We start from the raw sequence: 22,395 nt of genomic DNA, 5'->3' as shown, positions 1-22,395 counted from the left end.
CGATCCACGAGGACGATCCGCGTTCGTGACGCGATCACGCCTTACAGGTCTACGTACTGTGACTCCCACTCGCGACGCGCCTCGAGTTCGCGTCGTCCGCGGCGGGTGAGCGTGTAGAAGTTCGTTCGACGATCGCGTCGGCCCTTCTCGACGAGTCCCTTGTCGACGAGCGTGTCGAGGTTGGGGTAGAGTCGCCCGTGGTGGATCTCCTTCTCGTAGTACTGTTCGAGTTCCTCCTTGATCGCCAGTCCGTGGGGTTCCTCCTCGCCAGCGATGACGTAGAGCAAGTCCCGCTGGAATCCTGTCAGGTCGTACATTGGGAAAGTACCAATCGTACTTACTGTCGAATTTTAATAAGGCTATCGGGTTGTTTCGATCGAAACTGTGTTATTACTATCGACAAGGGCCGTTTCGGCCGAGTGCAAATGATAACAGCCGTGACGGATCACCCTTGCATATACACATAACACCGTGGTCATGTTTACAGTACGTTGATTTCATATCGGTATGTTTATCTATTAGCGCGCGTATGCGGTGGCCTCGTCGGGTCGTGAACCTCACGAAGACGGTGCAATCGCTCGGACGTCAACAGCGCAGTAAACAGGAAAGCAGATCGCGTGACGGAAAAGTGTCACGCGATCGCTTGCCGCCCTGAATTGGTCCCCGCTGACGCTTCGGCCCTCCAAGCGAAGCGTCACGTGATAGATTTTGCTGGCAGTACTTAAATGTATCGACACGTGGCTCGATCGGCCCGGGCGACGGGGTCGTCGGCCGTCAGATGTGTTCCTCTTCGAGCACCCAGCCGATCGCCCGCTTGTAGTAGGTAAACATCTGTTCGACGCCGTCGTGGCGCATCTCGTCGCTCTCGAGGTGTTCCTTGAGGAACTCGTACTGCTCGCGGATTTCGTCTTCGTCGCGCATACTCGATCGTATCGCTCGCGGGGCAAAAAACGGTTGCCGGAACGACCCGGTAGTCGCTCATTGGTGGGCCTGCGGTGAGGCCGCGGCGACCGTCGGCGTCCGTTTCACTCGTAAGTCGAGGTTTTCCCAGCGACAACGGTTCGCCGACCGTGAACATCGCGCTCTACCTACGCCGTCAGCGGGTGGTCCTGGTGCCGAACGGGCACGGCTCTCCGTATCGAGACGACCCCGTATCGAAACCGGAACCGACCCGGCGTCCAACGGATTCCGATCGTGACGGTGCCGCCCCGGTCTCGATCGGCGCTGCCGTGCTCAGCTATCGCTGTCGTTCGTCTCGTTGCCGTTCTCGCCGTCGGCCGCTTCGCCGAGCGTCAACGTGACCTCCTCGTCGTCGCCGTCGATCTCGACGTCGTCCTCGGCCTCCTCGCCCTCGTTTTCGGCGGTAACGGTGTACTCGCCGTCTTCGAGTTCCTCGAACTCGACTTCGCCGTTTTCGTCGGTTTCGTCCTCCATCTCGCCGGCGGCCATCTCGTCGTCTTCTCCGTCGTCCGTCTCGTTGTCGTCCATGCCGCCGTCGTCCGACTCGTTGTCGTCCATGCCGCCGTCGTCGGATTCGTTCCCGTTCTCGGTCTCGTTGCCGTCCGTCTCCTCGTCATCCGCCATCATGCCGCTCTCCTCGAGTCGGACGGTCGCTCCTTCGACGGGTTCTTCCTCGCTGTCCTCGACCGTCACCGTCAACGTGTACGTCTCGTCCTCCCCGTCCTCCGTTTCGTTCTCGTCTCCCGTCTCGTTGTCTGCGCCCGGTTCCTCGCCGTTTTCATCTTCTCCGGGACCGCCGTTTCCTTCCGTATCGTCCGCACAACCGGCGAGTACGAGCGCGCTCGCGGTACCTGCTGCAGTGACGAACGTCCGTCGATCGAGTCTTCGATGGGACATATTCGATGTGTGTACGGTCTCGCTGGTTGGACTGTGGCCTGCAACTGCTACCCGTTAATCACCTATTGCGATTCGTTCGAACGACCGTGACCGTCATCGGTCGCGATCCGTCCCTCGAACTCGAAGGTACGAGCCACGATCGACCCCGATAGCGGGAGTCGGTCGCGCAACTCCGGTGGGACTTTTGCCGTCCCGCACGTAGCCCCGCGCATGAAGATTCGGGGGGAGCGCGAGTGCAAGGAGTGTGGCACGCGATGGTCCTACTACGAGACCGGGAGCGTCGGCTGTCCGGCCTGTGGCAGCCTCCGGAGCGTCGGCATCGACGAGCGGACCGAACACACCGACCTGCAGGTCGAGTTCGACCTCACGTCGGTCCGGAACGCCATCGACGACGTCCCCACCGACGACCTCGCGGAGCGCGCCCGCGAGGCGTGTCGCGACTACGTCCGCCGTCGCGGCTTCGTCAACGCCGGGGACCTTCGCGACCTCGACGACACCTACCTCGCCGCGTCCGAACTGCTTCACGTCGCCGACGTGCTGGAACGGGACATCCGTCTCGAGGAACGCGAGGAACTGTACTTCCTCTCGCTGTTGCGCGACGCTGACGACGGCGAGCGGCCACCACACCAGGAGGTCCCGGCCACGATTCGTGCACCGCGCGGGCTCGCGTACGCGACCGCGGTACAGGAGTATCGCGGTGACGTGCGAACGTGGGCCGAGGACCGATCGCTCACGACCGCCGAACGAGGGGCTCTCGAGACGCTCGGCGAGCACGCAAAGCGCATCCGGATGCTCGACGGCGACGTCGATCCCCGGCTGGCCGAGCGACTGATCGAGGCGACGCGGGACCTTGCGAACGGCCTCCGCGGGGACGAACTCGCGTTCGCGCAGGCCCAGGATCGGCTGGACGGCCTCGAATTCGGGACTCTCGAGTGATACGGATTGCTGTAACGATGTACCGGCGCAACCGCCGCCCGGATCGCGGTTGCGCCGAAACTGACGTACAGTAAACCGTATGAACCGACGGCAGAAGCGAACGGGAACGGCGATCGAACCGAGAGTGGAGCAACGAGATGCGGATGGGGCGAGTACTCAGGGCAGGTCGACGGCGACGTCCTCCTGCAGGCTCGCGGCCTTGACCGTGTTGTAGAGCAACATCGCACGAGTCATCGGGCCGACGCCGCCGGGGACGGGGGTGATCGCACTCGCCTTCCCCTTCGCGCTCTCGAACTCGACGTCGCCGACGAGTTCGTACCCCTTCTCGGTGTCGGCCTCGACGCGGTTGACGCCGACGTCGATCACGACAGTTCCCTCCGAGATCATCGACCCGTCGATCAGTTCCGGGACGCCAGCGGCGGCGACGACGACGTCCGCCGCGCGCGTCTTCGCCGCGAGGTCCACCGTCCGGGAGTGACAGACCGTCACGGTCGCGTTCCCGTCCTCGGCCTTCTGGATCAGCAGGTTCGCGAGCGGCTTGCCGACGATGTCCGATCGGCCGACGATCGTCACGTCTTTCCCCTCGGTATCGACGTCGTAGGCCTCGAACAGTTTCTGGACGCCGTGGGGCGTACAGGGGCGAAAGCGGGCGTCGCCGGTGACGAGGCGGCCGACGTTCTCGGGATGGAAGCCGTCGACGTCCTTGATCGGGTCCACGCGCCGGATCACGTCGCGGTAGTCGACGTGGTCAGGGACGGGGGCCTGGACGATGTAGCCGTGGACCGCGGGATCGTCGTTGAGGGCCGCGATCGCGTCGTACAGGTCCTCGGGCGGCGCGTCGCCGTCGACGTCGACGTGGTGGCTCTCGATCCCGACCTCCTCGCAGTCGCGCTGTTTCATGTTCACGTAGGTCTGGCTGGCGGGATCGTCGCCCATCAGCACCGTCGCCAGGCCCGGCCGTGCGCCAGCGTCCGCGAGGGTCTCGATCGCGCCTGTCAGGTCGTCACGGATCTCGCTCGCGACGGCGTTGCCGTCGATGATCTCGGTCATACTCGAGACGGCGGCCGCGAGACTAATTAACTCTCGGATTCGTGCTCACTTCCGACGACGAACGCCGGATAATATGCACGATCGTGGGTTATAGTCGGGGGGTCAGTGGTGTTCGTCGAGGAACGATCGGATCGCCTCGTTGACGGGTTCCGGCCGTTCGAGGTTCGAAGTGTGTCCCGCCCCGGGGATCAGTTCCATCCGGGCGTCCGGCAGTTCCTCCAGCATCGGTTCGGCGCGCGAGGGATCGATCGACGGGTCCTCCTCGCCGTGGACGATCAGAACCGGGACGTCGATCTCGGCGAGTCGATCGCTGAGATCGGGCCGCGAGAGCCAGGAGTGGAGTTCGTGGTAGACCGCATCGCCCGGATACGTCTGCCAGCGTCGAACCCACTCCGCGACGAGTTCGGGGGTTTCTTCACGCGTCGTCTCGCCGAAGAGGTACTGGGTCACGCCCTCGGCCAGCGCCTCGGAGACGCCCGTCCGGGAGCCCTCGAGCGGGTCGACCAGCGCGCCGTAGGTCTCCCGTTCCTGCGGTTCGTGCGGCGCCGCCATCGAGTCGATGAGTACGAGGCCGTCGACCCGATCGGGGTAGGCGAGCGCGAACCGCAGGCCCATGAACCCGCCCATCGACATCCCGGCGAGGACGGCGCTATCGTGTCCGAGTCCGTCCAGTACTGCGGCGCAGTCGTCCGCGAGATCCCAGAGGTCGTACCCCGGCGCGTACCGATCGGTCCGGGCCCGAAGATCGTACGCCGTCGCGCGATAGCCGTCGGAGAGCGCGTCGAGTTGCGGATCGAACATCGTCCGATCCATCAGCGTGCCGTGTGCGAAGACGATCGGCGGCCCCTCGCCGACGGTCGTCGAAACCGCGTCGGTCCTGTGCCGGTACATCGCCGTCGCTGTCTCACCAGCCATGTCAAACGATACCACGAATCGGCACAAAAAGGTACGCGATCCTGAACGTCGGGTTGCGGTTGCGACGGCGGAGAAGCCCGGCCAGCGATTGACAGGGGGAGGGAAACACGTCCGCTGGGCTACTCGTACAGCGGGTTCTCGTCACACAGCGCCTGGACGTCCTCGCGGACTGCCTCGACGACGGACTCGTCCTCGGGGGCGTCGACGACGCGCGTGATGAGGTCGGCGACCTCCCGGCAGTCGTCCTCGTCGAAGCCGCGGGTCGTGAGCGCGGGCGTGCCGGCCCGGATGCCGCTGGGGTCGAAGGCCGATCGGGTCTCGCCGGGGACCGTGTTCCCGTTGAGAACGATGCCGGCGTCCTCGAGCGCTTCCTCGGCGTCGCCGCCAGAGGTGTCGGGGTGGCTCTCGCGCAGGTCGACGAGCACGAGGTGGTTGTCCGTTCCCTCAGAGACGAGCGAGAAGCCGTTTTCCGAGAGCCGTTCGCCCAGCGCCGTCGCGTTCGCGACGGTCTGTTCGGCGTAGTCCTCGAATTCGGGTTCGAGGGCCTCCTTGAAGCCGACGGCCTTGCCGGCGACGTTGTGCATGAGCGGACCGCCCTGCCCGCCGGGGAAGACCGCCGAGTCGATATCGTCGGCGTACTCCTCGCTGGTCATCACGATGCCGCCGCGACCGGCCCGAATCGTCTTGTGGGTCGAACCGGTGACGAAGTCGGCGATGCCCACGGGCGAGGGGTGAACGCCGGCGGCGACCAGGCCCGTGATGTGGGCGATGTCCGCGAGGTGGAGCGCACCGACGCTGTCGGCGGCGTCCTGGATGCGCTCCCACTCGATTTCGCGCGGGTACGCGGAGTAGCCCGAGACGATGACGTCGGGTTCGAACTCCTCGGCGTGCTCGGCCAGTCCCTCGTAGTCGAGGTAGCCCGTCTCGGGGTCGACCTCGTACTGCTCGACGTCGTAGAGCTGCCCCACGAAGTTCGCGGGGTGGCCGTGACTGAGGTGGCCGCCGTGGGTCAGGTCCAGCGAGAGGATCTTGTCGCCCGGTTCGAGCATCGCGAAGTAGACGGCCTGGTTGGCCTGGGTGCCCGAGTGGGGCTGGACGTTGACGTGCTCGGCACCGAACAGTTCTTTCGCGCGATCGATCGCGAGTTGTTCGACCTCGTCGGCGTACTCGCAGCCGCCGTAGTAGCGCGAACCGGGATACCCCTCGGCGTACTTGTTCGTCAGCGCGCTTCCCTGGGCGTCGATGACGGCGCGGCTGGCGTGGTTCTCGCTGGCGATCATCTGCAAGGAGTTTCGCTGGCGATCTACCTCTCCCTCGAGAGCGTCTGCGACGGCGGGATCGACGTCCCGGACGTGCTCGTGTTCCATGTCCGATGTGGCGGCTGGCGACTGTATAAGTGTACTTGTCTTCGGCAAGTCGAGCCACAACTCGCCCGTCCGAGGAGACGCCGCTGGTGCCACGTTCAGTGGGTTGAAAGCTGTTTTTTACCACTACCCGATACATCTAACTGGTCGGAGTTACATTCAGCGTACCGAATGATAGAGTGGGAGGTCGGCGACGATGTCCTCCGCGTGACGGACGCAGACAACGCAGAACTGTCGGTTCGCGGTGCCGACCACGTCGCCGCCGGGCAGAGCCCGGATATGCCTCGTCCCGTCGACGAAACGGTGGTCGTCACGACGGACGAACTCCGCTTTCCACACGCCGTCGTCTACGCCTTCGCCCTCGGATCGTCGGAACGGTACGAACTCGATCCGGGCGGCGAACCGCTCTCGCTCCCACCCGGCCAGTACGTGGTCGACGTCGACACCGAGATCAAGACGTACCTCCGCTTTTCCGGTGCGGCGACGATCGAGAAGACCGACGACTTCGAGTCGACCGTCGTCTCGTTTCCCGATCGAAGCCGAACGATCCTCGGCTTTCGCAGTCGCCACGAGTTCCCGGCCGGGACGATGACGGTCCCGGACTCCCCCGCGGGCGTGGCCGCCGCCATCACGCACCTCGCCTCCTCGCACAAGACCGACGGCCCGGACCGCACCTATCCGACGCTCCGCGGCCATCCGCCGCTGATCGAACGGGGGACGGACCTCGAGATCAGCGACTGCATCCGCTCGGACACGCCCGACACCGGGATCGAACTCGTCGTCCCGCCCGAATACGAGTCGATGTTCGTCACCGCGCCGGTTGCGTACTACCTCCAGGCCGCGGTGCGGGTCGCCGACGACTGCGAAAGGGCGCGACTCCGCCTCCCCGACGTCGCGGTCGAGACGGAACTGGCCCCGATGCCGGATCTCGAGCGCGACGTCGAACGGCTGCTCCGGAAGACGTTCTTCCTCGACTGCCTGATCCGGAACGCGGGCCCGTACGGGACCTCCCTGTCGGAACTGGGCCTGCTCGAGGCCCTCGACCTCGACGCGACGGCGCTATACGAGGCGTCTCCGCAGGAACGACTCGCGACGTACCTCGAGGTACCCTTCGCGGCGATCGACCACCGGATGCCGGAGTGGCACTGCTCGACGTACGTCAGGCCGACCGCCGACAGCGTCGAGACGCTCCCGTTCCTGCTCGATCGGATGAGCCTGATCTACCTCCCGCGGACGTCCGAACTGGAGGGCAAGGAACTGGTCGAACGATCGCTCGAGGACTTCTATCGGGGTGCCGAATCGACCACCGGGGACCGTGCCAGCGCGGGCCAGGTCGCCTCGGTCGACATCGTCAAACCCGAACTCCGCCACGGCCGCGTCCACGGCTGGCTCGCGGACGGCGTTCCGATCGACGTCTTCAAGTCCGCACCCGAGGCCTACCGGAACCGGCTCGACTACCTGGAGCGATCGAGCGACTCGACCTCGATCTGCGTCGTGCTGAACGATCCGGAGATGGCCGGCGAGCACGATCACGTCGCCGAGATCTATCGGCGGCGCTCCGAGGAGTTGACGATGGACGTGACCGTCGCGGAGTCGCTCGAGACGGCCGAACTCGCCCGTGTCTTCGAGGACGAGCACGACTTCGTCCACTACATCGGCCACTGCGAAACCGGAGGGCTGCGCTGTCCCGACGGCTACCTCTCGGCGTCGAGTCTCTCGACGTGTAACGTCCAGACGTTCTTCCTGAACGCCTGTGGTTCGTTCTACGAGGGGATGAACCTGATCGAGAAGGGCAGTGTCGCGGGCGCGGTGACGTTCAGGAAAGTGCTCAACGATCACGCCATCAAGGTCGGGTCGACGTTCGCCAAACTCCTCGTCCACGGGTTCAGTATCGAACGCGCGATGCGGCTCGCGCGCAGGCGCATCATGATGGGGAAAGATTACGCGGTCGTCGGTGACGGGACCCACTCGCTCACGCAGGGTGAACTCCGGACGCCGACCACCGTCCGGATCGACCCGATCGAGACGGCCGACGAGGAGTATCTCGTCACGTTCGACTGTTACTCGACGCGCGTCACCGGTTCGTACTACTTCCCACACACCGAGGACAACGAGTACGCCTATCTCTGTGGGACCGAGTCGAACTTCCGGCTCACGGAACCGGAACTCGCGACCTTGCTCAAAGAATCGGAATCGTCAGTGATCTACAACGGCGACGTCTACTGGTCCAAACAGCTCGCTCGCTCGTTCGGACGCTGATACGGACTGCTGTAACTCAGTTTCGCCGCGACCGCGAAGCCGTCCTTCGGTCGCGCCGGTACGTCGTTCCAGCAGACCGTCTGAGACCTACGGTCCGCCGTACGTACTGACACGCTTTGCCTGCACCGAACACGATCGTATTCGATCCGTTCCAAACCGGTCGACGGCATCGCGCAGTACCCACCACAGTCGATTGTGTCTAGCACCCATACGATCCTGTACTAACAAATCGACTGTATTTAGCTATTGGCATCATCTCGAATATCATTATCCGGGTGAAATTAACTATCGTTGGCGTGTCACCTGTACCGATTCGCACCGCTATTGGCGTGACGACTGTCCACGTGTACCCGTCCCTACGGTTGGATCTCTGATTGTTTTTGGGACAAAAATTACCGCTTTGAGGGCGAGACGAGAAGTTGTCGTGTGCAAACGGCCACCAAAAATAAGTAAGACGGTCGCGTTTACTTCTGTATAGGCATGACTTCGAATTTACTCAACCACCAGATTGACGATATCCTCGGGTCGGTTCTCGAGGACGCGACCGGAGACGTGTACATGGTCAACCCGTCACGGGACGCGATCGAAGAGTTCGTCTCGGTAGCCACGGACTTCGACGGCGACCTCCCATCGGTTCACATGCTCGCCGACGAACGCACGCTCAAAGACGTCATGGACGACTTTATCGTCGCGTCGAACGCCGCCGACCTCATCTCGGCGGAATCGCTTGCACTCCGTACCCTCGACGAAGCACCCGAGAACTCCCTGCTCGTCACCGACGATCGCGTCGTCGCCATCGTCCACGCGGGCGATCGCGTCGGGGGTCTCGTCACCGACGACGACGGGTTCGTCGACGACACCTACGAGACGTACGAAGCCCACTGGGAGGACGCCGAGGCGTTCAACCTCCGGACGCCGCCGATCACGGACGTTCGCGACACCCTCTCCGAGGAGATCAGCCCCGACGCCGAGGCCGACTTCACCGCGATCCTCGACTCGCTCGAGACCGCACGCGGCGACGGCGACGGCCTCGACGAAGTGACCATCTCCCTGCTCGTGGCCGCCAAGAACGAGGCCCTGCTGTACGACATCAGCAAGTGGGGCGAAGACGTCGGGATCGCCTCCAAGGCGACGTTCAGCCGCACCAAGACCAAACTCGAGGACATGGGCCTGATCGACACCGAGAAGGTCCCGATCGACGTCGGCCGCCCGCGACTCCGACTCAAGATCGGGGACGATCGGCTCCGCGAGGCCAATAACGGCCAGCTCGCGACGGTCGCACAGTCGATTCTCAACTAACAACCTTTTACTCTGTCGTCCGAAAGACGCGGAGCGTCTTTCGTGATCACGAGACGGCTTCGCCGTCTCGAACGACGTTCTGGCAGGCTGTGCGACAGCTATGCTGTCTCCAGCCTGCCGTCACTCGGTAAAAGGTTGATCAAAAGCACTCCTCCTTCCGTTCCGTGACGCTTCGCGTCACTCGGTTCACGGCTTCGCCGTTCACCTATTCGCGGCGCGTAGCGCCGCGCACTCCACATCAGTCGTCGGCCCGCTCGCTCGTTCACTCGCTCGCGGTCGGGAACGGTGCGACCGCCTTCCCTCCGCTGGGTCGTGCGTCTCTCGCAGTGCTCGAGACGCACTCCCGGCCGCGCAAAGTCGAGACCACCGATTCAGTGCCGTCGCATGACGCAAACCCCAAGTTGCCCCCGCGAGAGGATTCGGGTATGTACGAGGCCGTCCACGCCTATCCCGACGGAGCGAGTACGGTCGCCAGGCTCGCGACGACGGCGGCCGACTACGGGTTCGAGGGCGTGGTCGTGCGAAACCACTCCGACGCGCGGGCGGAGTACGATGCCGATCGGATCGCAGCGGAGTACGGGATCGACGTCGTCAGGGGGATCGAGATCAGGGCCGACGACGTGCAGGAGGCAAGCGGCGCGGTCGGGAACCACCGGACCGACGAGACGATCGTGGCTGTCGAGGGCGGGACGAACGCCCTGAACCGATTCGCCGTCGAGAACGAGAAGGTCGACGTGCTCGCCGGCCCGATGGCCCGCGAGGGGGACGTCAATCACGTCCTCGCGAAGGCGGCCGCCGAGAACGGCGTCCGATTCGAGTTCGATCTGTCGGGCGTGCTCCGGACGAGCGGCGGCCGCCGCGTCCGAACGATCCAGTCGCTCCGGAAACTCCACGAGATCGTCGAGTACTACGACGTGCCGTACGTCGTCAGCGGGGCCCCGACCTCGCACCTCGAACTTCGCGCGCCCCGGGAACTGCGGGCGCTAGGCGAGCAAATCGGTCTCTCCGCCGACTTCGTCGCGGACGGACTGGCGGAGTGGGGGCGACTGGCCGAGCGGAATCGCCACGTCAGGTCCGAGTCCTTCATTGAGCCGGGGGTCGAACGGGGTCGGTATGAAGAAGACTCCTGAGGAACACGCCGCCCGGTTCGACGAGATCGCCAGCGAGTACGACGAGTCGAACTCCGAGGAGTATCGCGCGTGCGCGAATCTCGTCATCGAACACGCGGCTCCCGACGCCGACGACATAGTCCTCGACATCGGGACCGGAACCGGCGCGATCGCGCTCGCACTCGCGCCCGACGCGGGACGGGTCGTCGGCCGGGACATCAGCGAGGGCATGATGGACGAGGCGCGAGCGAAAGCCGACGAGCAGGGGCTCGAAAACGTCGAATTCGGTGAAGGGATGTTCCGCGATCCCGACTACGACGGACCGGTCGACGTGGTGACGTCGAACTTCGCCATGCACCACCTCTCGGACGAGGAAAAGCGGGAGGCGATCGCGGTGATCGCCGACCTCGAGCCCCGGCGGTTCGTCCTCGGTGACGTGATGTTCTTCGGCGAGCCCGATCCGTCAGACCCGTTCTACTCCCCCGAGGTCGACGATCCGGCGACCGTCGGCGTGCTCGCGGACGCGTTCACCGACGCGGGCTTCTCGCTGACCGCGGTCGAGCGCGTCCACGACCAGGTCGGCGTGCTGGTCGCCGAGCGCGGCCCGGCATCGGTCGAGGGCGAGTCACAGTGAAACACCTCCCGAAGCACCTCCGGCCGCGCTGGCGCTACCTCGCCGTCGGGATCGAAAGCTGGCCCGACGCCGCGATCGATCGCCGGGCGTTCCAGCGCGAACTGTGGTACGCCGGCCAGAACCTGCTGGGCGATCCGGGCAGCGCGGCCGCCGACCTGACCGTCGTCCAGTTCGAGTTCGGGGACGGCGACGGCGAAGCGATCGTCAGGGTGCGCCACGGCGAGACCGAGCCGGCGCGAGCGGCACTCGCCTGTATCGACGCGATCGACGGCGCTACGGTCGGGCTGCGGGTCCGCGGTATCAGTGGGACGATCCGTGCCGCTAATGAAAAGTATTTAGGACGCCGCCGGCAAGATTACGACGAGAGAAACGTCGTGTTCCGGAACGAGGAGCGAGTCGCAGTCACGCGCGATGGATCTGCAGACGTGCGACTCGATGAGGCGTTCGCGGGCGCGACAGACCTCGATTACGATTTAGCGTGATACTATGCAGGGACAACAACAACAGCAGGCGTACGACCGTGGCATCACGATCTTCTCGCCCGACGGCCGACTCTACCAGGTCGAGTACGCCCGCGAGGCGGTCAAGCGAGGAACAGCAAGTATCGGCGTCCGAACGAGTGATGGGGTCGTTCTCGCGGTCGACAAGCGAGTCCCCTCCCCGCTGCTCGAGGACTCGAGCGTCGAGAAGATTCACAAGGCCGACGACCACATCGGCATCGCGAGCGCCGGCCACGTGGCCGACGCCCGCCAGCTGATCGACTTCGCCCGCCGTCAGGCGCAGGTCAACCACCTCCGCTACGGCGAACCGATCGGGGTCGAGACGCTGACGAAGGAAGTCACCGACCACATCCAGCAGTACACCCAGGTCGGCGGCGCGCGGCCGTTCGGCGTCGCGCTGATCGTCGGCGGGATCGACAACGGCGAACCGCGCCTGTTCGAGACCGACCCCTCGGGGACGCCCTACGAGTGGAAGGCACTCGCTGTCGGTGCGGACCGGGGCGACCTCCAGGACTACCTCGAGGAGAACTACGACGACGCCGCCGACCTCGACGGCGGCATCGCGCTGGCGCTGGACGCGCTCGCGTCGGTCAACGAGGGCTCGCTCCTGCCCAACGAGGTCGGTCTCGCGACCGTCGACGTCGAGTCCGAGTCCTTCGAACAGTTCGATCACGACCGCATCGAGAGCCACCTCGAGGAGAACGATCTCCTCGACACGGGCGAAGACGAACCCGAGGAGTAATCCTCGCGATCGATCGCCACCGCGTCTCTCGACCTGGCGATCGCGAGCCGAAATCGACCCTCGATCGGACGCAACTTCTCGATCGAGGGAACAGTTCGTGCGGGCCCGGTAGTCGATCGACTCGCGATTCGCGTCCGGGGGTGGATCACGAGCGGCGCACAGCCCTCGATGTTCGGGAAACACTCTTTTCACTGGCGGCGAAACCATCAGTCATGATATCGCTCGACGAGGCGGTGACGGCGCGGCTCGAGTCACACGGGGCGCGCTTCGAAGTGCTGGTCGATCCGGATGCAGCCCTGGCGATCAAACGCGACGAGTTCGAGGGCGACCTGGAGGACGTGATCGCCGCCGAAGACGTCTTCGAGGACGCCTCGCGCGGCGATCGGCCCGCGGAGTCCGACCTCGAGAAAGTCTTCGACACGACGGACCCGCTCGAGATCATCCCCGAGGTGATCAAACGGGGGGAGATCCAGATCACAGCGGATCAGCGCCGCGAGATGCAAGAACAGAAGCGCAAACAGTTGATCGATACGATCGCGCGCAACGCGATCAACCCGCAGATGGACGACGCCCCGCATCCGCCCGAGCGGATCGAGAACGCCCTCGAGGAGGCCGGATTCACGGTCGATCCGATGGAACCCGTCGAACAGCAGGTCGACGACGCGCTCGACGCCCTGCGACCGGTGATCCCGATCCGATTCGAGGAGGTGACGATCGCGGTCCAGATTCCGGCCGAACACGCCGGAAGCGCGCAGGCACAGATCCGCGGGTTCGGCGACCTCGAGCGCGAAGAGTGGCAGCCCGACGGGTCGTGGATCGGCGTCCTGACCTTCCCTGCGGGGATGCAAAACGACTTCTACGACACCGTGAACGAGCACACGAGCGGCGCGGCCGAAACGGAGATCATCAAGGACAAGGACGACCTGAAGACGCGGTAATCGGCGACGGCGGTTCGAGTGCCCCTCTCATCCCCGGTGGTAGCCGATCAGGAAGCCGCCGGCGAACCCGGCCCCGATCGTGAGCGTCGAGAGCACGGATTCGATCCAGTGGGTGTCCACGCTCGCCGTCGGATCGGTCGCGCTCGTTCCGACGAGCCCCGCCGAGAGGCGGTGCCAGTCGATCGTCACGATTCCCTGTGACTCGAGATACCGGACGGCCATCAACTCGACGCCGACGACGATCGCGAGCAGTTTGGCGACCTTCTTCGTCGCGAACCCGATACAGCCACCGATCACCGCGCTGGCGAGAAACTCGACGCCAAGCGCCGTCGGATCGACCTCTACCATCACGACGCTGGATTATCGACGGCAGTAATGACTGTTTCGATCATCTGACTATCTCGAACTCGTGACTATCCCGTGTAATCGTACGGCGGGATAGACATCGGGAAATCGGGCGCGGGGAAGGGACAGACCGTAAGAGAGGCTCGGGGATCGCGATCGATCGCACCGGCCGTTCCCTCGCGTCGCCGCTCCCAGCGTGGGCCGTGCACTGGATTCAAGACGATCGGACGCGTACCGCTAGTCATGTCCACGGTCAGTATAACGGAGGTGACTGACAGGCATCGTTAGCGTGTCAGCCACCGTGTATCCAGTGCCGACGACGAGTACAGATCGAATCGACCAGCGACGCGTCGCACTCCGACCCCGGTCGCCCGCCGGTGAGCGCGCGTGAAGGCGATCGTCGCGAAGCGCGTCGATTCGGGCCACCCGGACACGAGCGAGATCCACGACCTCGCCGAAGCGGCGGGCTACACCGTCGTGGGCGAGGTAACCCAGTCCCGGAAAGCCGATCCCGCGCTCCAGCTGGGTGAGGGGAAAGCCGAGGAACTCGCCGATCGAGTCGCGGCGACGGGGGCGACCACCGTTATCTTCGACAACCGGCTCGGACCCTACCAGACGTACAACCTCGGGCAACTGCTCCCCGAGGGCGTCGAGGTGATCGATCGGTTCACCCTGATCCTCGAAATCTTCGGCCAGCGCGCCCAGACCCGGAAGGCCCAGTTGCAGGTCGAACTCGCCGAACTCCGGTACGAACTCCCGCGGGCGGAGGCCAAGACGAGCCTGGCCAAGCGCGAGGAGCACCCGGGGTTCATGGGGCTGGGCGAGTACGACGAGAGCCGCGAGCAGGACATCAAGAACCAGATCAGCCGGATCCGGGACGAACTCGAGCGCATCGAACAGACGGAAGAACAGCGCCGGGAGCGCCGTCGCGATTCCGGGTTCGACCTCGTCGCGCTGGCCGGCTACACGAACGCTGGGAAGTCGACCCTGCTTCGCCAGCTTGCCGACGACCTCGCGGTCGAGGAGAACGAGGACCTCCACCCCGACCTCGACCCGACGGCCGAGTCGGAGGACGACCTGTTCACGACGCTGGGAACGACGACGCGCCGCGCCGACATCGAACCACGCGACGTACTCGTGACCGACACCGTCGGCTTCATCAGCGACCTGCCCCACTGGCTCGTCGAGTCGTTCAAGTCGACGCTCGATTCGGTTTACCGGGCCGATCTGGTCTTGCTCGTCGTCGACGTCAGCGAACCGATCGACGAGATCCACGAGAAACTCGTCACCAGCCACGACACCCTCTACGAGCGCAACGAGGCCCCGATCGTGACGGTGCTGAACAAGATCGACAGGATCGACGACGAGGAACTCGCCGAGAAGCGCGAGGCGCTCTCGGCGCTCGCCCCGAACCCCGTCGCCGTCAGCGCTCGCGAGGGAACGAACGTCGACGCCCTCCTCGATCGGATCGACCGAGAACTGCCCGATTGGGAGCAAGAGCGACTCGTGTTGCCGATGACCGACGACACCATGAGCCTCGTCTCGTGGATCCACGACAACGCGAACGTCGAGGACGTCACCTACGGGGACGAAGACGTTCTCGTCGCCTTCGAGGCCCGTCCGGCGGTGATCTCGCAGGCTCGATCGCGAGCGAGCGAGTTGCAGACGGCGGCCGCGGAATCCGCCTGAGTCGGGTCTGGACGCTGACGATTCCGGCCCGATCCCAGTACGGGATCCCGCTACCACTGCCTCGATCCCCGCCTTTTAACCTACTGACCGAAGTCTGGTCAGCTATGGAACGGGTTGCAATCATCGGAGCCTCGATGACCCAGTTCGGGCAACGCGAGGACGAGTGGATCACGGACCTCCTCGCGGAGGCCGGACTCGACTGTCTCGCGGACGCGGATGTCGACGCCGCGGACGTCGAGCACCTGTACGTCTCGAACATGGCGAGCGGCGAGTTCGAGGGACAGACCGGGGTGATGAACGCGCTGGCACACGACCTGGACGCGATACCGGCGTACACCCAGCGGATCGACCAGACAAGTTCCAGCGGCGGGGCGGGGATCTACGCCGCCTGGCAGTCGGTCGCCAGCGGGGCCAGCGACATGACGATGCTCGTCGGCGGCGAGAAGATGACCCACCGGACGACCGGCGAGGCGACGGACGTGATCGCGTCGCTGACCCATCCCGTGGAGTACACGACCGGCGTCACGCTCCCGTCGTTTGCGGGCCTGACCGCGCGCCACTACCTCGAGCGGTTCGACGCACCCCGGGAGAGTCTCGGGAAGGTGGCTGTCAAGAACCACAAGAACGGCGTCGACAATCCGAAGGCCCAGTTCCGGAAGGAGGTCGACCTCGAGACGGTCCTGGAGTCACCGATCGTCGCCGACCCGCTCCGACTGTACGACTTCTGCCCGATCACGGACGGCTCGGCGGCGCTGATGCTCTGTCCCGAGGACGTCGCCCGGAAGTACACCGACGACTACGTCGTGATTTCGGGGATCGACGGCGCGACCGACACCCACGTCGTCCACGAGCGCGAGGACCCGACGGTCATGGGTGGCGTCGTCGAGAGCGGTCGAGGTGCCTACGAGATGAGCGGCTACGGGCCCGACGACATCGACGTGGCCGAACTCCACGACATGTTCACCATCCTCGAGTTCCTCCAGATGGAGGGGCTCGGCTTCGCCGAGCAGGGCGAGGCCTGGAAACTCGTCGAGGAGGGCTACACCGAGCGCGACACCGGCGAACTGCCGATCAACACCTCCGGCGGGCTCAAGTCCAAGGGCCACCCGCTCGGCGCGAGCGGCGTCGCACAGGGCGTCGAAATCTACGAACAGCTCGTCGGCGAAGCCGGGCCGCGCCAGGTCGACGCGGACGTCGGTCTCTGCTGTAACGTCGGCGGCTTCGGGAACTGCGTGATCACCACAATCATGGAGGCGGCAGCATGACGATGGAAGCGACGCGGTACGACAACGGCTCGATCAGCTACCCCGGCCACCCGCGCGGCCCCGACGGCGCGGAACCGGTAGAGACGATCGATCTGAGCGAGTACACCGCCGAGGTCGTCACCTGGACGACCTCGACCGCGACGCCGCCCGGCGTGCGCGAGCCGAACCATCTCGCGATCGTCGAGTTCGATATCGAAGGTGAATCGGTCCGCGCGATCGTCCAGCTCACGACGGGTGACGTCGAGACGGGCGACGAGGTGCGGCCGGTCTACGAGGAGGAGCTCCGCGAGCCCGGCGCGGGCATCAGGGAGCCCGAGAGCCAGGACTGGGACGGCTACCGGTTCGAGCCGATCTAGGGGCTTTCGCCGTCGTTTTCGCGATCGTCGCCGTCGACGGGCGATTCATCGTCGTCCGAGTCGGCCTCATCGTCCGATCCGTCGGTGACGTCGTGCTCGTCACCGTCGGGACCGTCGTCCGAAGTTGCGTCGGGTCCGTCGTCCGGGGTCGCCTCACCGTCCGGCGCGGACGGCGAGTACTGGTCTTTCAGCGTCTCGAGTTCGGCGTCGACGTCCACCGCCGCGTTCGCGTCGTCGTCCGTGACTGTGACGTCGTCCGCCTCGTCCTCGCTCGAATCGATGTCGATCTCGATCGTCTCGTTCTCACTGCCGCGATCGGCGGCGGTCCCCCGCAGTCGCCTGTCGACGTCGTCACGCAACTCGCGGGCCTCCGAGAGGAGGTCGCGGGCCTCCTCGTCGGCGGGGAGCGTCCCCTCCGAAACCGCACGCTGGAGTTCCCCCAGCACGGTATCGAGCTGCGAGAGCGTGGTCCGGCGGAGTTCGCCCGCGCGATCGCTCGTGGTATCGACCCCGGAGTGGTCCCGGACCCGACCGCGGACCTCCCGTTCCGTGCGGACGATCTTGAGCCCGCGCTGGAACGCCTCGAGCGTGCGAACGCTGGCCTCGAGCGCGGCGAGCAGGGCCGGCACCGCGACTTCGTCCGTCAGCCGCAGGAGGTCTCCCGGCGTCGGGGGCCGGGGAGTCGGCGGCCGAAACGGCGAGCGTCGACGCGAGTCGTCGAGTTCCGATCGGAGGTCGTCGATCGTCCGCGTGAGCTCGCGCATCGCCTCGGCGAGTTCGTCCTCGTCCTGGTCGACCATATCCCACGTACGGACCCCGGTCCCAAAAGCCGGCCGATCGGGACGGGCGGTCGATCGATACTCGATAGTACTGGCGTATTTCCGTGGTAGCGTTGGCCGCAATATTTATTGCAGTTCAGTTTGTCCGTCAAAAACGGATGGAACGCGATCCAGGGGGAGTCGCACCGGAGAGCGCGACGTTTGCGAACGAACTGGCCACGCTCAAACGGGAGGGGAGTAACATACTTGTCGTCGGGGCCGACACTGCGGACGCTCACGATGCCGTCTGTCACCGACTACTGGGCGATACTGACCCCGGTCCGCGCTACCGGTTGTTCGTCACGAACAGCGATACACGCAGCACGTCCCACGGGAGCGGCGGGACCGTCGAGTCGGCCTGGACGATCGATTGCTCCGAGTTGAATCCGTCGGCGGACGACCCGACGGTTCCGGCAGCCTCGAACCTCGGCACGCTCGGCATCGAAATCGTCGAAACGATCGACGAACTGGACGACACTGCCGACGGACTCGCCCCGTCAGAACTGCGCGTCTGTGTAGATTCTCTCGTCCCACTCTTGCAGGAATACGCCGCCGAACACGTGTTCCGGTTGCTCCACCTGGCGACGTCGCGCGTCGATCACGTCGACGGGATGGGCCACTACCATCTGCCCCTCGATCGTGATCACGATGCCGTCAACCTCCTGGAACCGCTGTTCGACGCGATCGTCGAGGTTCGAGCACGGGACGACCGATACGAACAGCGATGGTACCTCCGCGATCAGGAGACGTCGACGGACTGGATCTCCCTCGATCGTCGCCACTGAAATACACCGATCACAGGACGACTGGGCGATCGGGCGTGCCCTGACTTGTAGTGGCTACGATAGCCGATCGGTTCTTCGAGATCGAATCTCGTCCGCCGTCGATCGGCGGCGACGAGCGTCAGCGTTCGGATCAATCGAACGACAAGAGATCGGTACAGAAGGCGTGTCTCCCACCGTCTCCTGACGGTGTCGCTCCAGCAGTATTGGTGTTGTGGCACAAGCATTATTATCGAACGACCTATCCGATTAGAGAGTAACACATGGTCGAGGTTGACGTTCAGCTGCTCGTGGGGACGGCGGTGACTGTATTTCTCGCGCTCATGTTCTTCGGCGTCGTCGTTCTCTGGGACGTCGCCCTCGCACTCCGGAGCGTGGGTGACAAGGTCGACAAACTGGAAGACAGTATCGACGACAACCTGACGGATATCGGCCACTCGCTGGATGGCGTCTCGACCGGCGGTGGTGGGACGCAACTGCACCTGAGCGGCGGCGGGACGATCAGTTCCGCACCTGGAGCGACGCAAGCACAGGCACCCCAGCAGTCCCAGGGCCAGGCACAGCCCCAGTCCGGGCCAGCCCGGGGCCAGGCACAGCCACAGGGGTCCCGGGCGGCCGGACGCCCGCAGGCACCGCACGCCCAGCAAAGTGGCGAGCAACCACCACAGCACCCCCCGTCGGCGGAGAACGGATCGGACGAGGCGACGGAACCGGACGGAGACGCCGCCGAAGACGACGCGATGGAGGAGACGGAAGCCGTCCACGAGGCGGCGGCGTCGGACGGAGTACAGGACGACGCATCCACGCCCGAGGAGACCGGTCCGGACGTCGAGGACGAGTCGGAACCGACCGAGGAGACGCCGACGGATCCGCTCGTCGAACGCAATCGCGATCGATTCGCCACGCCCGCCGATCGGACTCCCTGGTACGCGACGCCGATCGACTGGGCGGCGGTCGGCGAGGTCCAGCCAGAAATCGCGGGCGAACTCACGGACGGCTCGGAACGGACGATCGACGAGTCGGAGATCATCGCGGCAGGCCCGCCGGAGTCGGCGCCCTCGGACTCGACGACCGAGTTGGAAGAGGGTCGCGACGACTCGTCGTCGGACGGCGACGCGGCGACGACCTCACGGACCGGTCGGTCCGGGGACGACGCCGACGCCGAGGACGACGGGAGCGACGCGTCGACTGCTGGATCGAACGACGCCGGGGACGGCGCCACAGCGGCGACATCGACCGACGAATCGAGCGACGCAACCGGTGAGCGAGGAGCGATAACGGAGGAAGTCGAGGCGATAACCGACGAAACCGCCGACGAGTCGACCACGCGGACGGACGATGGTGGCCCGGCCGACGGCGCGGTCCTGTCGTACGACGAGACCGACGACGATGCCGGGGACGACGCGATGGACGGACGCGAGTCGGACGAATCGAACGAACAGGTATCGGAAGACCGATCGGACGACACACCAGTCGCCGACCCTGGGACGGACGAACCGACCGACGCGAGCGAGGGGGACACCGATCCCGACCGGGAGTCCTCGTCCCGGCCGCTGGATACCGATGCATCCGGGTTCGACTTCGAGGACGTGTCCGAGTTCGACGAGGAGCGAGCGGACGTTCCGGTCGAGGAAGCCGTCGACACGATGAACGAGGACGCCCCGACGCCGGAGCTGTCGAGCCACCGGTTCGACGTGACGGCCGAGACCGACGGCGACGGGGCGATCCTGACGTTCGAGTTCGACGCCGACACCGTCGACATCAGCGGCTCGACCGAGCGCCTCCTCACCTACCAGATGCGGAGTTACGCGGACCAGGACTCGACGCCGGACGGCGACGTGACGATCGGGCAGCGGCGGATCGTGATCGAGATTCCGGCGTCGGACGGCACCGCGGTCCAGCAGTGGGGGGAAGCCGCCGTCAGCATCATCGATCGGACGCTGTACCTCTCGGACAACAGCGGCGAGGAGTAGTCGATCGGTTGCGGCTCACGGGTCGCAGTGCTCCCCGTTCGCATCCGCGGTTCTCGCTCACGTCGCGGCTCACGGGTCGCAGTGCTCCCCGTTCGCATCCGCGGTTCTCGCTCACTTCGTTCGCTCCGAACCGCGTACGCTCCGAACCGCGTACGCTCCGAACCGCGTACGCTCCGAACCGCGTACGCTCCGAACCGCGTACGCTCCGAACCGCGTACGCCCCGAACCGCGCACGCTCCGAACCGCGCGATCGAGGCGTTTTTATCGGTTCCGGACGCCGATTCAGGTGTGCGAATCGAGAACAGTTTCATTCCCGTCCAGGGCGTCGGCGAGGTTACCGAACGTCGACTGTGGGAACACGGGGTTACACACTGGGACGAGTTCGACGGCAGTGTCGTCGGACCGACGCTCGCCGATCGAATCGAGGCCTTCATCGACGAGGGTCGGGACCACCTCGCGCGCGGTGACGTCGCCCCCTTCGCGGAGGCACTGCCGGCCGCGAGCCGGTGGCGACTCTACGAGAACGTCAGGGACGACACCTGCTTCCTGGACATCGAGACGACCGGACTGGACGCCAGTTGCGAGGACGTCACGACGGTCACGTGCCACCGCGACGGCGAGACGACCACCTTCGTGAAGGACCGGGATCTCACGGCCCGGCGACTCGCCAACGAACTGGCGGAGGCCTCCTTGCTGGTCACGTTCAACGGCCAGCGGTTCGACGTCCCGTTCCTCGAGACCTGTTTCGACGTCGACGTCACGGTACCGCATCTCGACCTCATGTACCCGTGCAAGAAACTGGGACTGGACGGCGGCCTCAAAGCGATCGAGCGGGAACTGGGGATCGATCGGGACATGCCGGAACTCAGCGGCCGCGACGCCGTTCGACTCTGGCACGAGTACGAACGGGGCGACGACGGGGCGCTCGAGACGCTCGTCGAGTACAACCGGGCCGACACGGTGAACATGGAGCCGCTGACGGAGATCGTCTCGGATCGACTTCACGAAACCGTCTTCGAAGCCGCACGGCTCGACGCCTGATCGGGGTCGTATCGCGACTGGTTGGTCCCCGGTCCGACGCGTCCAGGACTGGTCCGGCCGGCGAGCGGTTCGGTCGTCACCACATATACGGTGGTCGACTCCCTATCCCCGCGAACATGACCGACTACTCCTACGAGACGGCCGTCGACGTCCGACTTCGAGACGTCGACTTCATGGGTCACGTCAACAACGCAGTCTACGCGACGTACCTCGAACAGGCCCGACAGGCGTACTTCCTGGACGTCGTCGGCGTCTCGCTGGTCGAGGCCGACACCGTGCTGGCGTCCCTCGAAATCGACTACGTCCGCCCGATCGAGGCCGAGCAGGACGTCACCGTGGCCATGCGGATTCCGGAACTCGGCGACTCGAGCCTCCCGATGGAGTACGAGATCCGTACTGACGGCGAAACTGCGGCGACGGCCCGGACGGTCCAGGTCGTCGTCGATCGGGACACGGGCCGATCAGCACCGATCCCGACTGCGTGGCGGGATCGGATCGAGAGCGATCGGAACTGAGCGTCAGT

Annotated in this window: 23 protein-coding genes; 15 read left to right on the top strand and 8 right to left on the bottom strand. The window is 65.2% G+C overall.

Annotated features, from left to right (window positions below):
- Positions 1-41: 41 nt before the first annotated feature.
- The 3 genes from MUN73_RS01450 to MUN73_RS01440 all read right to left on the bottom strand — a co-directional run bounded on the left by MUN73_RS01450 (position 42) and on the right by MUN73_RS01440 (position 1,857).
- The gene (locus MUN73_RS01450; RefSeq protein WP_247000255.1) at positions 42-317 is read right to left on the bottom strand and encodes a PadR family transcriptional regulator; all 276 of its coding nucleotides are present in this window, start codon (positions 315-317) and stop codon (positions 42-44) included.
- Positions 318-774: 457 nt separating this feature from the next.
- A complete protein-coding gene (locus MUN73_RS01445; RefSeq protein WP_250138675.1) occupies positions 775-921 on the bottom strand; it encodes a hypothetical protein in 147 nt (48 codons plus the stop codon).
- A gap of 312 nt (positions 922-1,233) precedes the next feature.
- A complete protein-coding gene (locus MUN73_RS01440) occupies positions 1,234-1,857 on the bottom strand; it encodes a hypothetical protein (RefSeq protein ID WP_250138674.1) in 624 nt (207 codons plus the stop codon).
- Between the two features lie 210 nt (positions 1,858-2,067).
- On the opposite strand from MUN73_RS01440, the gene MUN73_RS01435 reads away from it, so the two are divergent.
- On the top strand, positions 2,068-2,793 hold the full coding sequence (locus tag MUN73_RS01435; RefSeq protein WP_250138673.1) for a DUF7117 family protein: 726 nt from the start codon (positions 2,068-2,070) through the stop codon (positions 2,791-2,793).
- 156 nt (positions 2,794-2,949) lie between these two features.
- Here MUN73_RS01435 and MUN73_RS01430 read toward each other — a convergent pair whose 3' ends face one another.
- From MUN73_RS01430 to glyA, 3 genes are all read right to left on the bottom strand, one after another.
- Positions 2,950-3,843, bottom strand: coding sequence for a bifunctional methylenetetrahydrofolate dehydrogenase/methenyltetrahydrofolate cyclohydrolase (locus MUN73_RS01430; protein ID WP_250138672.1), 894 nt, complete (start codon positions 3,841-3,843; stop codon positions 2,950-2,952).
- 102 nt (positions 3,844-3,945) lie between these two features.
- Positions 3,946-4,758 carry an alpha/beta fold hydrolase gene (locus MUN73_RS01425; RefSeq protein ID WP_250138671.1) on the bottom strand — a complete coding sequence of 271 codons (813 nt, stop codon included), beginning with the start codon at positions 4,756-4,758 and terminating at the stop codon, positions 3,946-3,948.
- A 119-nt stretch (positions 4,759-4,877) separates the two neighbouring features.
- Positions 4,878-6,125, bottom strand: coding sequence for a serine hydroxymethyltransferase (gene glyA, locus MUN73_RS01420; RefSeq protein WP_250138670.1), 1,248 nt, complete (start codon positions 6,123-6,125; stop codon positions 4,878-4,880).
- Between the two features lie 168 nt (positions 6,126-6,293).
- Between glyA and MUN73_RS01415 the strand changes: the two genes are divergently transcribed.
- The 7 genes from MUN73_RS01415 (at position 6,294) to MUN73_RS01385 (ending at position 13,603) form a co-directional block, all read left to right on the top strand.
- Positions 6,294-8,381: a hypothetical protein gene (locus MUN73_RS01415; RefSeq protein WP_250138669.1), complete on the top strand. Its 2,088-nt coding sequence runs from the start codon at positions 6,294-6,296 to the stop codon at positions 8,379-8,381.
- Between the two features lie 480 nt (positions 8,382-8,861).
- On the top strand, positions 8,862-9,680 hold the full coding sequence (tbsP, locus tag MUN73_RS01410; protein ID WP_250138668.1) for a transcriptional regulator TbsP: 819 nt from the start codon (positions 8,862-8,864) through the stop codon (positions 9,678-9,680).
- A gap of 425 nt (positions 9,681-10,105) precedes the next feature.
- Positions 10,106-10,810 carry an RNase P subunit p30 family protein gene (locus MUN73_RS01405; RefSeq protein WP_250138667.1) on the top strand — a complete coding sequence of 235 codons (705 nt, stop codon included), beginning with the start codon at positions 10,106-10,108 and terminating at the stop codon, positions 10,808-10,810.
- Positions 10,794-11,423, top strand: coding sequence for a class I SAM-dependent methyltransferase (locus tag MUN73_RS01400; RefSeq protein WP_250138666.1), 630 nt, complete (start codon positions 10,794-10,796; stop codon positions 11,421-11,423). The genes MUN73_RS01405 and MUN73_RS01400 overlap by 17 nt, the downstream gene beginning before the upstream one ends.
- Positions 11,420-11,905: an Rpp14/Pop5 family protein gene (locus MUN73_RS01395; RefSeq protein ID WP_250138665.1), complete on the top strand. Its 486-nt coding sequence runs from the start codon at positions 11,420-11,422 to the stop codon at positions 11,903-11,905. The genes MUN73_RS01400 and MUN73_RS01395 overlap by 4 nt, the downstream gene beginning before the upstream one ends.
- A 4-nt stretch (positions 11,906-11,909) precedes the next feature.
- The gene (psmA, locus tag MUN73_RS01390; protein WP_250138664.1) at positions 11,910-12,665 is read left to right on the top strand and encodes an archaeal proteasome endopeptidase complex subunit alpha; all 756 of its coding nucleotides are present in this window, start codon (positions 11,910-11,912) and stop codon (positions 12,663-12,665) included.
- Between the two features lie 212 nt (positions 12,666-12,877).
- Positions 12,878-13,603: a ribosome assembly factor SBDS gene (locus tag MUN73_RS01385; RefSeq protein ID WP_250138663.1), complete on the top strand. Its 726-nt coding sequence runs from the start codon at positions 12,878-12,880 to the stop codon at positions 13,601-13,603.
- Between the two features lie 27 nt (positions 13,604-13,630).
- On the opposite strand, the gene MUN73_RS01380 is transcribed toward MUN73_RS01385, so the two are convergent.
- Entirely contained in the window at positions 13,631-13,951 is a 321-nt protein-coding gene (locus MUN73_RS01380) for an FUN14 domain-containing protein (RefSeq protein ID WP_250138662.1), read from the bottom strand.
- A gap of 384 nt (positions 13,952-14,335) precedes the next feature.
- Between MUN73_RS01380 and hflX the strand changes: the two genes are divergently transcribed.
- From hflX to MUN73_RS01365, 3 genes are all read left to right on the top strand, one after another.
- Positions 14,336-15,637, top strand: coding sequence for a GTPase HflX (gene hflX / locus MUN73_RS01375; protein ID WP_250138661.1), 1,302 nt, complete (start codon positions 14,336-14,338; stop codon positions 15,635-15,637).
- Between the two features lie 104 nt (positions 15,638-15,741).
- Positions 15,742-16,902, top strand: a complete 1,161-nt coding sequence (locus MUN73_RS01370) for a thiolase family protein (protein ID WP_250138660.1) — start codon at positions 15,742-15,744, stop codon at positions 16,900-16,902.
- Entirely contained in the window at positions 16,899-17,258 is a 360-nt protein-coding gene (locus MUN73_RS01365; protein WP_250138659.1) for a PhlB family protein, read from the top strand. Before MUN73_RS01370 ends, MUN73_RS01365 begins: the two co-directional genes overlap by 4 nt.
- Here MUN73_RS01365 and MUN73_RS01360 read toward each other — a convergent pair.
- Positions 17,255-18,058 carry a DUF7547 family protein gene (locus tag MUN73_RS01360; protein WP_250138658.1) on the bottom strand — a complete coding sequence of 268 codons (804 nt, stop codon included), beginning with the start codon at positions 18,056-18,058 and terminating at the stop codon, positions 17,255-17,257. The two genes, MUN73_RS01365 and MUN73_RS01360, sit on opposite strands and share 4 nt — an antisense overlap.
- A gap of 137 nt (positions 18,059-18,195) precedes the next feature.
- Here MUN73_RS01360 and MUN73_RS01355 point away from each other — a divergent pair, with 137 nt between their 5' ends.
- From MUN73_RS01355 to MUN73_RS01340, 4 genes are all read left to right on the top strand, one after another.
- Positions 18,196-18,861 carry a DUF7504 family protein gene (locus MUN73_RS01355; protein WP_250138657.1) on the top strand — a complete coding sequence of 222 codons (666 nt, stop codon included), beginning with the start codon at positions 18,196-18,198 and terminating at the stop codon, positions 18,859-18,861.
- Positions 18,862-19,121: 260 nt separating this feature from the next.
- A complete protein-coding gene (locus MUN73_RS01350; protein ID WP_250138656.1) occupies positions 19,122-20,831 on the top strand; it encodes a hypothetical protein in 1,710 nt (569 codons plus the stop codon).
- Positions 20,832-21,119: 288 nt separating this feature from the next.
- Positions 21,120-21,872 carry a ribonuclease H-like domain-containing protein gene (locus tag MUN73_RS01345; protein WP_250138655.1) on the top strand — a complete coding sequence of 251 codons (753 nt, stop codon included), beginning with the start codon at positions 21,120-21,122 and terminating at the stop codon, positions 21,870-21,872.
- Positions 21,873-21,988: 116 nt separating this feature from the next.
- Positions 21,989-22,387: an acyl-CoA thioesterase gene (locus tag MUN73_RS01340; protein WP_250138654.1), complete on the top strand. Its 399-nt coding sequence runs from the start codon at positions 21,989-21,991 to the stop codon at positions 22,385-22,387.
- The last annotated feature ends 8 nt before the right edge of the window (positions 22,388-22,395 follow it).

This window comes from Halosolutus amylolyticus (assembly GCF_023566055.1).
Taxonomy (GTDB): Archaea; Halobacteriota; Halobacteria; order Halobacteriales; family Natrialbaceae; genus Halosolutus; species Halosolutus amylolyticus.
This window is presented reverse-complemented; position numbering and strand designations above follow the sequence as displayed.